Annotated in this window: 8 protein-coding genes; 5 read left to right on the forward strand and 3 right to left on the reverse strand. The window is 57.4% G+C overall.

The window, feature by feature from the left end; genetic code table 11:
- Nucleotides 1–74 precede the first annotated feature (74 nt).
- From ACP3PW_RS01095 to ACP3PW_RS01105, 3 genes are read left to right on the forward strand one after another with little or no spacing between them, the layout of a single operon-like run.
- A complete protein-coding gene (locus ACP3PW_RS01095; protein WP_426414805.1) occupies nt 75–1406 on the forward strand; it encodes an amino acid permease in 1332 nt (443 codons plus the stop codon).
- Nucleotides 1407–1425: 19 nt separating this feature from the next.
- Nucleotides 1426–2691, forward strand: a complete 1266-nt coding sequence (locus tag ACP3PW_RS01100) for an ATP-binding protein (RefSeq protein ID WP_426414806.1) — start codon at nt 1426–1428, stop codon at nt 2689–2691.
- Nucleotides 2688–3257, forward strand: coding sequence for a response regulator transcription factor (locus ACP3PW_RS01105; RefSeq protein WP_426414807.1), 570 nt, complete (start codon nt 2688–2690; stop codon nt 3255–3257). Before ACP3PW_RS01100 ends, ACP3PW_RS01105 begins: the two co-directional genes overlap by 4 nt.
- A gap of 18 nt (nt 3258–3275) precedes the next feature.
- Here ACP3PW_RS01105 and ACP3PW_RS01110 read toward each other — a convergent pair whose 3' ends face one another.
- On the reverse strand, nt 3276–5264 hold the full coding sequence (locus ACP3PW_RS01110) for a methyl-accepting chemotaxis protein (protein ID WP_426414808.1): 1989 nt from the start codon (nt 5262–5264) through the stop codon (nt 3276–3278).
- Nucleotides 5265–5542: 278 nt separating this feature from the next.
- Between ACP3PW_RS01110 and ACP3PW_RS01115 the strand changes: the two genes are divergently transcribed.
- On the forward strand, nt 5543–7999 hold the full coding sequence (locus ACP3PW_RS01115) for a penicillin acylase family protein (RefSeq protein WP_426414809.1): 2457 nt from the start codon (nt 5543–5545) through the stop codon (nt 7997–7999).
- 105 nt (nt 8000–8104) lie between these two features.
- Complete coding sequence (locus tag ACP3PW_RS01120) at nt 8105–9463, forward strand: phenylacetate--CoA ligase family protein (protein ID WP_426414810.1); 1359 nt, start codon at nt 8105–8107, stop codon at nt 9461–9463.
- On the opposite strand, the gene can is transcribed toward ACP3PW_RS01120, so the two are convergent.
- Nucleotides 9460–10101, reverse strand: a complete 642-nt coding sequence (can, locus tag ACP3PW_RS01125) for a carbonate dehydratase (protein ID WP_426414811.1) — start codon at nt 10099–10101, stop codon at nt 9460–9462. The two genes, ACP3PW_RS01120 and can, sit on opposite strands and share 4 nt — an antisense overlap.
- Nucleotides 10102–10148: 47 nt before the next feature.
- Nucleotides 10149–12062, reverse strand: coding sequence for a bifunctional metallophosphatase/5'-nucleotidase (locus ACP3PW_RS01130; protein ID WP_426414812.1), 1914 nt, complete (start codon nt 12060–12062; stop codon nt 10149–10151).
- Nucleotides 12063–12180 lie beyond the last annotated feature (118 nt).

Below are 12180 nucleotides of genomic sequence, written 5' to 3' on the forward strand. Positions count from 1 at the left end.
ACAGGCGGAAGTATCGCTGAACGAATGGCTCGCCTATAATCGCAAAGGACTCAGGTAACGGATACCCGGCACTCATGGAAGCGAGCAGAAAGAAAGGATTAGGGCTGTGGATCTGCTCCTCTCTGGTGGTAGGCAACGTTATTGGTTCTGGCATCTTTCTGTTGCCGGCGTCACTGGCGTCCTATGGCGCTATCAGCCTGGCGGGCTGGGTATTTACCTCCGTAGGAGCACTGCTGCTCGCCCTGGTGTTTGCGCGTTTGGCGGTGCTGGTACCCCGAGCCGGCGGGCCTTATGCTTATTCCCGCGAGGGGCTGGGTGATTTTGCCGGTTTCCTCATCGCCTGGGGGCACTGGATCGCAGTTTGGGCGGGTAATGCCGCTATCTGCGTCGCCTTTGTTAGCTACTTGACGGTCTTTTTCCCTGTATTGGGCACGAGTCCGGCCGCTTCAATACTGGCAGGACTCGGTGCCCTTTGGGGGTTGTCACTGGTCAATATCCGCGGCGTACACACCGCAGGCGTGGTGCAACTGGTCACCACTGTGCTCAAAATTCTACCGTTAATCGCAGTATCGGTGGTGGGGCTTTTTTACCTCAACCCGGAACACTTTACTCCCCTCAACCGTAGCGGAGACTCCAATTTTTCGGCGATCACCGCCTGCGCGGCGTTGACTCTATGGGCTTACCTGGGGTTAGAGTCGGCAACGGTTCCTGCCGATAACGTGGACAACCCGCGGGTGACCATCCCCCGCGCAACGGTTCTGGGCACCCTGTTCTGCGCGGTGATCTATATCCTCTCCACCGTCTCCCTGATGGGACTGATCGACCCTGACCAGCTAGCCAATTCCAAAGCTCCTTTTGCCGATGCCGCTCGCTTGATGTGGGGGGACGTCGGTTACTATGTGGTAGGGCTGGGGGCGGTGATCTCCTGCTTTGGCGCCCTTAACGGCTGGATGATTTTGCAGGGACAGGTGCCTTATGCTGCCGCCCGCGACAAACTATTTCCCGACATCTTCAATCGCGTCAACAGCAACGGGGTGCCCTATATGGGAATCCTGATCTCCAGCGCACTGATCACCGTCCTGATGATGATGAATTACACCCGGGGTCTGGTGGAGACCTTCACCTTTATTATTCTGCTCGCAACCCTGACCTCACTCATTCCCTACAGCTTTTCCGCCATCGCCGAACTGCTCATCTATAGCAAACGACCCGATGAGTTTCGCAAAGAGCGACTGTGGGGACACTGCCTGATCGCCATACTGGGGTTTCTTTATGGGCTCTGGGCGATTGCAGGCTCCGGCCAGGACACCGTCTACTGGGGTTTTTTACTGCTGATGCTGGGTCTCCCTGTTTATAGCTGGGTCAAGTGGCAACACAGCCGCCAACTCGAGTCTACGGACTCCTGAAGCGTTTAGCGTAACAACCATGATCGCATTCGCCCCCCGCGAAAACCTGCAGCGCCTCTGCATCATCCGGACACTTTTTGTAGGTTCGTTGGTGGTGGCCCTGTTATGGGCCCAACTGCGACTGAATTTGTTACTTAACCTGCAGGCACTGGGCTCCATTTTGCTGGTCAGCACTCTGCTTACCCTGGTGACCCTATGGCGACTGAAGGCCGCAGCCCCGGTGACCCAGACGGAGCTGTTTGGTCAGCTCCTGTTTGATGTCTGCACCCTGAGCCTGGTGTTTTTCTTCAGCGGTGGAGCCACCAACCCCTTCGTCTCCTTTTATCTGGTGCCGCTGAGCATCGCCGCAGCGACGCTAGCCTGGCCTTACGTGTGGGCGATGCTGTTGCTGTGCCTGCTGAGTTACGGCGTACTGCTGTTTTTCTATGTTCCCCTGGCCGATCTCTACCCCCAAATTCGGGTACAGGGCGATGTTACCCGCATGGCGCAGCTGCATGTGATCGGCATGTGGCTGACCTTTGTCATTAGCTCCCTGCTAATCACCACCTTCGTGGTGCGTATGGCCAGCGCTCTGCGGCGCAAGCAGCGGGAGCTCGCCACTCATCGCGAGCAACAGCTACGCAACGAACAACTAATGGCGATTGCCACCCTGGCAGCAGGCACCGCACACGAACTGGGAACCCCGCTTTCTACCCTGAAAACCCTACTCAGGGAGATGCAACTCGATCACGCGTCCAACCCGTCCCTCAGCGAGGAGATCCAGTGCTTGCTCGATCAGGTGAACCTCTGCCGTGATTCCCTCAACACTCTGGTGTGCAACAGCAGGGACAACCAGCCTCGAAGTATGGAGATACAACAGATGCTGACTCGCCTTATCGATCGCTGGCAATTGATGCGACCTCAGGAGAGGGTCTCCATCGATATAGCAACCTCGCTGAGCGGGCTTTCAACGCTTTGGGACCCCACCCTCGACCAGGCACTGATCAACCTGCTCAACAACGCCGCAGACCAAAGTGAGTCTATCTCACTCAGTGCCTGCACCGATAAGGACAGTTTCCAGCTACGGGTGCGGGACTACGGCAAAGGGATTTCTGCCCGTAACGCCGAGGAGTTGGGCGAACTCTTTCACTCGGAAAAACACGAGGGCATGGGGATTGGTTTCAGCCTCAGTCAAGCGACTATAGAGCGGCTCGGAGGTCAGGTGCGGCTCTACCGTCACCCTGTACAGGGAACCGTTACCGAGATCTTGCTCCCCTTAATTCCCCGCAACCCGCTATCACCATGATCGAGCCCTTACCCACTCTTTTACTGATCGACGACGACACTACCTTCGTGCAGGTGATGGCCCGAGCCATGCGCCGGCGTGGGTTTGATGTGTACACCGCCGACAGCGGTGCCGCCACCCACAAACTCCTGCAAAGAATCACCCCGGACTATGCCGTCGTCGACCTCAAGTTGCTCGATACATCAGGCCTTAGGTTGCTGCCCGAACTGAAGCGACTCAACCCTGCGATGGAGATCGTACTACTGACCGGATACGCCAGCATCGCCACCGCCGTCGAAGCGATCAAGCTGGGGGCCAGTAACTACCTATGCAAACCCGCGGATGCCGATGAAGTAGCCAGCGCCCTGCTCTGCCACCCGGCCGATCCAGAGCTGCTGGAGCCGAGTGCGCCACTTTCGGTAGACCAGTTGGAGTGGGAGCATATCCAGCGCATTTTGCAGGAACAGGGTGGCAACATCTCGGCCACCGCGCGGGTACTGGGAATGCACCGTCGCACCCTGCAACGCAAGCTGCAAAAGCCCCCGCCCACCCCCGCCAAAGAAGGCGGGGAGCCTGACATCAGTTAAGCCTGTGCCTCTCCAGCTTTAAATGCGGAACTGGCGAATCAGGGTATTTTGTTGCTCCACCATGCTTTGCAACGAATCACTCTGACTGGCGGTCTGTTGGGCATTTTCAGACGCCATCTCAGCCATATCCGCAATACTGGTCACGCTCTGGGTAACCTGCTGACTGACCACACTCTGCTCTTCGGCCGCGGTGGCGATCTGCGCACTCATATCCTTAATACGATTGAGCCCGCTCACAATCGCCTCGAGGGCATCCTCGGTGTGCTGGGTACGCTCGACACAGTTCAACGCCTGCTCCGAACTGCTCGACATCATCGTTGCGGCCTGGGATGCCTGGGATTGCAACTTCTCCACGGTGTCCTGAATATCCCGGGTGGATTCCTGGGTACGACTCGCCAACGCCCGTACCTCATCGGCAACCACGGCAAACCCGCGCCCCTGCTCCCCCGCTCGAGCCGCTTCAATCGCTGCATTGAGCGCCAATAGGTTGGTTTGCTCGGCAATGGTTCGAATCACATTAAGCACAGAGCCGATCTCGATACTGTAATCGTTGAGCCGGTGGATGGTATCGGTTGAACTGACCACACTCTTTTGCAGTTGCTGAATATCGCCAATCGTCTGCAAAATTACCTGCTGACTCTGGTCCGCAACACCATTGAGGGATTCGACCTCCTGTAGCGACTGCTCGACGCTACCAGCCACCTCCTGCGCTGTAGCCCCCATCTGGGTGACTGCTGACGCGACCTGTGTCGTCTGTTCCCGTTGGGACTCGATCGCCTTAAGTGAGTCCTCGCTCACTCGCTTGGTCCTGCCAGCAGCACCCGACACCTGCTCAGAGCTTGTATTGATCTGGGAGATCAGATCATGAAGGCGGGATACCAACTGGTTAACCTGGGATGCGAGTATGCCGAATTCGTCGCGGCCGCTGGCGTCGAGTTTGTGGGTGAGATCACCACTGGCGATCTGCTTAAGAATCCGGTTTACCCGATCGAGAGGCATGTGAATGCTACGCCCAACCCAAACCGCCACGGCCACCGCGCAAACTACCGACGCCAGGCAGATCGCCAGTATCAAGGTCTGTCCCAGACTTACTGTTCTGTTGGCCGACTCCTGCGCCCCGGCGGCAATACCCCGTACCTGCTCCATCAGCACATTGATGCTGTCGATTGAACTATCCAGCGCAGCCGAAACCTCATCCATCAAGCGGTCTATCTGCTCCCGAGACACCGTTAGCTTAAGATGCATCAACAGCAGCCCGGTATCCGCGGATAGCTGGTTGTAAACATTCATGTAGGACTCTGCAAGGGGGTCAAACGTATCCAGGTCGTTGGCCTCAAACCACTCCCGATACTTATCAACCTCTGACAAAATATTAAGCGCTTCGGTCACCGCCAGCTTTACCGTATCACTATCGTTGGCTGCGACAACATCATCAACCCGGTTGCGTAGCAACCCAATCAGGCTCAGCATCTCGTACTGCTTACTACCACTGATATTGGCCTCACGCTCTTCGACCATCAACGCGAGTTCAGAGGCGACAAAATCGATCTCGTAGAGGTACTCCTCCTCCACCAAGGCGCGAGCCTTGCGCACCTCGAGGTAACTGCTATGTTCCGCCAGCAGGCTCTCTACCTGGGTCAGAAAACCTGAGGTGGAGGCATCGAGCTGTGCAAGCTGTTCGCCCTGACCCGCGTTTTCAGCCAGCTCCTGAATCTGCATACGCAGGTGCCGATAGTGCTCGGTGTGCTGGCTCAGGCTTTCACGATGGGCGGGCAGTTTTTCTACTGAATCTTCGATACGAAAAGCCATCGCTGCTCGATTGGCCGCCAATAGACTTACCGCCAGCTCGCTACTGTCAATCAAAAGGGGCGTCGCTTCCCGAGTGGTGATATCGAGACTGTCGCTTAATTTAAGGATGCTCTGGAGCCCAGCACCGCCGGTCACCAACAAGAGCAGCACCAGAACGGCGAAACCTAAGCCAATCCGCTGGGTTACTTTAAGGGTCATTGCACTCTCCTGACGTTTGCCCGGCACCACTAACGTGAAAGCGGGTTGCCCTCTATGGGGCTCTTATTCTGATAATAGCCTGTGGTGGCGGCAGCACTCTTTCACTGAAGTAATCCTCACCGTGCCCACCGATGCCGGCCTTTGGGGCCTTTACATACACACAAGGAGATCGGCCAACCTATGAAAAACCTTACTCACCCGAGGGAGCGCCGCGCTCCCTTGACTAATTCAAACGACTGTTTCACCATCATCCAACAATAATAATCGCGGAACTACCTATGAGCCACCCCCTAAAAAGAGTGATTTTGCTATTGCTCGCTCTACTCACCCTCCTCGCCTTGTGGGCGTTTTCTCTTTATCGGGGGGAGCAGGCTATCCGTGACGGTACACTCGAACTCCAGGGTTTAAGCACTGAGGTTGAAGTCCTGTACGACGACTGGGGCATACCCCATATCTACGCTGACTCCAGCGAAGACGCGCTGCGGGCGCTGGGCTACCTCCACGCTCAGGATCGTCTATTCCAAATGGATCTATTGCGTCGTATCGGAGCCGGCACCCTGTCGGAGCTGTTCGGCGACAGCATGCTCGATACCGACCAGTTTTTCCGTACCCTCGGCGTAAACATCTACGCATCAACCCTCGCCGAGCGTATGCGCCAACAGCCCGAGCTACCGCAAAACCGTCTGGTCAATGCCTACCAATCCGGGGTCAACCACTACATTGCGACACGAGCCAAACCCCTGGAGTACGAAATCCTGCGAACCGAGGTAAAACCGTTCAGCCTCGAAGATATTGGCCACACCATGGGCTACATGGCTTATAGCTTTGCCGGTGCATTCAAAACCGACCCCCTCTATCACTGGATTGGCCAGGAGCTGGGGGGGCGCTACCTCAAGGATCTGGCACCCTTCTATCTCGAAGGAGCCTTTACTACAGAAGATAATCGCACTCCGGGTACTGCTGCGACCCAAACCACGACAGTCACCCCGGTCCAGATGGACCCCAACCTGCTGGCATTGAGCGAGCAAATATTAAAAATTAACGCCAAGCTGTTCCCCGCAGGCCACTTTATTGGCAGCAACTCCTGGGTACTGGCGCCGGAGCGTACCGCCAGTGGCAAACCGATACTCGCGAACGATCCCCATATCGGTATCGCGGTGCCCGCGGTCTGGTATGAAGCCCACATCGTTAGCCCCGATATGGAAGTCTACGGTCACTACCTTGCGGGCATCCCCTTTGCGGTACTGGGTAACACCCGGCATCACGCCTGGGGGCTGACCATGTTCGAGAACGATGATATCGACTTCTATCAGGAGCGCACTAATCCGGATGATCCGCAACAGGTGTGGAGCATTGATCGCTGGCAAACGCTGGCAAGTCGACAGGAGATCATTCAGGTCAAGGGTGGCGAGTCGGTTACCATCACCGTGCGCGATTCTCGCCACGGCCCCATCATTAGCGACCTCACCAAGCCCGCCATACGACTCGACGATAACAGCCAACCCGTTTCCATTTTCTGGACCTTTACCGACCCCCAAAACAACACCGTCGATGCACTCTACCGCGTAAACAGCGCCCGCAACCTGCACCAGTTTGAGGCCGCTGTGGCCGACATTTGGGCACCGGGACTCAACATCAACTACGCCGATACGGAGGGTAATATTGCCATGTGGGCAAGCGGGAGACTGCCCAACCGCGCCCCGGGAGTAAACAGCATGATGATTCTCGATGGCGCCAGCGGTGAACAGGACGTGGATGGCTATCTCGATTTCAGCCATAACCCGCGTCGGGTCAACCCGGATAACGGAGTCATCTTCTCCGCTAACCACCCCTACTCGCAGACCGGTAAACCGATGATTCCCGGATACTACGCTTCGGCAGATCGGGCCGAGCGCTTGCACCAGCTGCTTAGCCCCGAAAACAATGGCGACCGCCGGGGCTGGACGCCCGAGCAGATGAAAGCTATTCAGCTCGATACCGAAGGGGCTATCAACGACCATTTCCGCGAACGCCTGCTGCAAAGTATTCAGGATCAGCAGGAGGGGGTCGCACAGCAGGCACTGCAAGCCCTCAAAGCCTGGAACCGCCAGTACCCGCTGGACAGCGTGGGCGCTACGATCTTCGAACGGGCCTATTATTTCGCGCTGCTGCAAACCTTTGGGGACGAACTGGGAGATCGACAGGAGATCTTTATCAAAACCTTTATGGCCGATAACAGCTTCCAGCAGGTATTGGCTAATGCCGATTCCCCCTGGTGGGACCGAACTGACACCCCTCGGGTCGAGACCCGTGAAGAGGTACTAGCGACGTCGTGGACAAAGGCCATCGACTCCCTGCGCAGCCAGTTTGGCGACAATACCCGGCAGTGGCAGTGGAACAAGGTCCATAGCATTGAGCATCCACATCCACTGGGTAAAGTGAGCCCGCTGGACGCCCTGTTTAACGTCGGCCCCTTCCCGATCGACAGCAGTAAGCGCTCCCTGAGCAAGATGGCGTATACCTACGCCGAGGATCACTACAGGGTGAGCAGCAATCCCTCCACCCGCCGCATCGTTCCTCTTGCCGACGTTGAACAGGCGCAGGGGATCAACCCGGTGGGGCAATCGGGCAACCCCTTCGACCCCCACTTTGACGATCAGGCAGCACACTACAATAAGGGGGGATACCGCCCCCAACTGATGAATCGCCAACAGATCGAAGCGGGAGCCAACAGCCGCCTGCAACTGACTCCGTGACCCCAGGCTTTACCCTGGTGGCAACGGGCCATCCGGGTAAAGCGGTGGATCAGGGGTTTTTGATCCATACTCTAAGGCACCCCGGCCTCACCGCGACGGATCGCCATGTACACTGCCCTGGTTGCCAAACTACTGTTTCCCCTGCATGAATCCCTCAAGGGGCACACCAGCGTTGCCCGGCACCGGCAGCTTGAACGCTCGCAATGGCTAACCACCGCGCAGCTTCAGCAGCTACAACTGGATAACCTGCGCCGTTTCCTGAAGCGCATCGAAGTGCAGGTTCCCTGGTACCAGGAACTGTTTAAGCGGCTGCAGTTTAGCCCTTCAGGCATCACCTCCATCGAAGACCTGCAACGCCTTCCGCTGATGGACAAGAGCGTCATTCGTAGCCAACGAGAGCGTCTGATAGCCCGGGATGCGGGCCCATTAACCGCTTTCAACACGGGAGGATCCAGTGGCGAACCGCTACAGTTCCTGGTGGGAAAAGCGCGTAAAAGTCATGATATTGCGGCCAAATGGCGGGCAACACGCTGGTGGGGAGTAGATATTGGAGATCCGGAGCTGGTCGTGTGGGGCTCCCCTGTCGAGCTGGGCAGCCAGGATCGGCTGCGCCTGTGGCGTGATCGGTTGCTGCGTAGCCACCTGCTCCCCGCATTCGAAATGAGCGAGACCAACGTTCAACGCTATATCGACACTATTATTCGCATCCGCCCCCGCATGTTGTTTGGCTACCCATCGGCACTGGCATTAATCGCCGCCTACGCCGAACGCTCCACAATCGCCCTCAACCAACTGGGTATCAAGGTCGTATTCGTCACATCCGAACGGCTCTACGACAATCAAAAAGCCACCATTGAACGCGTGTTTGGTGCCCCTACGGCCAATGGTTATGGCGGCCGGGATGCCGGGTTTATCGCCCACCAATGCCCACAGGGGGGGATGCACCTCAGCGCCGAAGAGCTGATTGTAGAGATTGTCGACCCCCAGGGCCGGTCGCTACCCGCCGGTGAACGAGGCGAGGTGGTGATCACCCACACCGCCACCCACGAGTTCCCCTTTGTACGCTACCGCACGGGGGACTTAGCCGTTCTAGGCACCCACAGCTGCGCGTGTGGTCGCGGGCTTCCGCTGCTGGAGAGTATCGAAGGGCGCACCACCGACTTCCTGATGGCGCGCGACGGTACGGTCTTGCACGCCCTGTCGCTGATCTACATCTTGCGCGACCTGGACGCCGTACGGGAGTTTCGGATCGTGCAGGAGAGCCTGGAGGTGGTTCGCCTGCAACTGGTGGTTAGCGATGATTACACTACGACGCTGGAGCAACACATTATCGAGGGAGTTCGCCAACGTTTGGGAGAGGTAAAGGTGGTGATCGAACGCCTGCAGGAGCTGCCGCGGGAGCGCTCCGGCAAGTTCCGCTATGTCAGTAGCAAGCTCACCGTCGACTGGGCCGCTGGACCTTAATCCTCGGGGTTACCAACATGGTAAGCCGAGGGTACCTGCTGCACACCATCGACCCGAACCCCCAGATCCTTGACGATGCCGTCCTTGACCGAATAAACCCACCCATGCACCGACAGATCCTGTCCACGGCGCCAGGCATTTTGCACAATATTGGTATGGCACACGTTACCGACCTGCTCAATAACATTCAGCTCGCACAGCAGATCTGCTCGCGCTTCGTCGTCGGAGAGCATTTCGAACCGGTCATGATGCTGGTGATAAATATCCCGGATAACCCGCAACCAGTTGTCGATCAGCCCGAGTTCGGCCTGCCCGAGAGCCGCCTTAACACCGCCGCAGCCATAGTGACCGGTAACGATAATATGCTTCACCTTAAGTACCTCGACGGCGTACTGCAGCACCGCCAGGCAATTAAGATCCGTATGAATCACCACGTTGGCAACATTGCGGTGGACAAACAGCTCACCGGGTAGCAGACCGACGATCTCGTTCGCCGGCACCCGGCTATCGGAGCAGCCGATCCACAGGTACTCGGGGGACTGCTGCTGGCTAAGCTTGTTAAAAAACTCAGGATCTTCCTGCAGTATTTTCTCAGCCCATTGGCGATTATTCTTCAGCAGGTTGGTGAGGTCAGTCATGGCGATCAATCATCTACTTGGGATTTGATGGGAGTATAACAGGAGATCTAGCGCCGTTTTTTATAGAAACGTAACAGCAGCCATACACTGAGTATCATCAGCAACGCGAACAGCAGATAGACACCCAGTGCGATCCCGCCGGCATTGGCCAGCATCGCCGCCGGGGCGAGACTCGTACGTTCAATCATCCGCAGCTCAGTAGTCGTGTCGTTAAGTGGAATATCGGCAATACGATCGCCAGAGGTATCGGGCAAACCACCGAGGTAATCAAGTATCGCTTTCCACGCCTTAATCTCCTGCACCCCGGCCTGTTTGCCATCCCCATCGACGATAGCAAGGCGAATATCGTTCACCGGTGCGCCCTCGGCATCCCGCGGAGTTGCCGACAGCAAGCCATAGCTGATGTCGCCAATCAGCCAGGTAAAACCACCCACATAGGTGGTTCCGCCAATGCTGTAGAGATCGGTATTGCTCGCCGACAGGTCCAGCTCGCGATATCCGCGCACAGGATCTCCCAGCTCTACTTTCATTACCCGGTCGAAGGGCGGGCGATAGCTATTGTAGGTCACCCGCACACCGGACAGGCGCGGGTAATAGGAGTCGCCCCGCAGCTGATAGCCCAGCAGCAGCACCTCAAAAATGCTCTTCAGGTCTGCGGCCTCGAACCACACCTTCATTAATGGATACCCGGGATCATCGTTCAGTTCACCAATCCCCAGCGGCTCCACGCGGTAGAGATCGGAGACGCTCTGCACACCGGTGCGCCCGAGCCACAGGTCATCGCGCAGGGTGCCATTGCCCGTCAACGCAATATCGGCTCCGCTGGCCCGGCGCAACGCATCGGTCACCAGGTTACCCAACACGGGGTCCTCATAAGCGCGTGTCAGGGTGCGGGGAGTGGTCACCAACGGTTGATCAAACCGGTAGCCCGCCGGCTGGAGTACCTGCTCGGTAACCTGCTGCTTGAGGCGCTCAATCATCGCGGTGACTTCGCTGTCACCGGCAATCCTGTCATCGATCGGATGCAGGACATAACGGGTCACCTGCACATTGCCGGGCGTCCAGTCCAGCACCAACTCACCCAAAAACTGCCCGTCGGAACCCGCCTGAACGATGGCGGTTCCGTTGACCATAAGCGGATGCGACAGGGGGGTGTGTGAGTGGCCGCCGATCACCAGGTCAATACCGGGAACCTGCTTGACGATCTCCACCTCCTCGCCTCCCCACTGGCCGTCACTGTCGGCAATCACGCCCATATGGGAGAGCAGAAAGACAAGGTCCGCACCCGCGTCCCTTAAAGACGCTTCCATACGCCGGGCGGTGGCTATTTGGTCCGCGAGCGTTACCGGCTCCTTGTTAGGCGCCACCTCGCCCGCATCGACCCCCATCAAACCAAACAGTCCAAAGGTGATGCCACCGCGCTCAATCAACATTCCCTCTCGGATCAATCCATCGGCCACCACCTGCTGCAGGGCGTCGTCGGCAGGGTCGGTGGCATCAAACACCAGATTGGAGGCCACCACCGGGACCAGGTTGGGTCGCTGTCGCTCGGCGGCCCGAAACATCTTTGCCAACCCATCCGGCCGAAAATCAAATTCATGATTACCCAGAGTGATGGCGTCGTAACCGAGGTGGGTCATTAACTGCAACTCGGCACCGGTTTCCCGGGTGAGGGTATGAAACAGCGTCCCCATGCTAAAGTCCCCCCCATCGAGCAACAACACCGGACCCGTCATTTGGGCGGCGGCGCGACGTTCACGAATCAGGGTTGCGAGACGGGCGATTCCCCCCACCGTATCATCGTCATTGGTCGTTTGCGGGCTGTATTCGAGGTTGGGGCCAAACCCCAGCAGGCGTGATTGCCAGTCGTTGGTATGAAGAATAGTTACCTGCTGGGCTTGAACTGCGGCGACCGCAAACAGGCAGGCGAGGGAGGTCAAAACCCGCAACAACATTAACATGGATGAATCCGTCCGTTCGACGTGCCGTCGATTACTATTAGGGGTATCGGTAGCAGTGTAGCCGTGGCCCGGGCGGGCATAAAGCGAAGAATTGAGACAAACGAGGGACCAATCCGCT

The organism is Aestuariirhabdus sp. LZHN29 (assembly GCF_049985285.1).
In the GTDB taxonomy this organism is placed as follows: Bacteria; Pseudomonadota; Gammaproteobacteria; order Pseudomonadales; family Aestuariirhabdaceae; genus Aestuariirhabdus.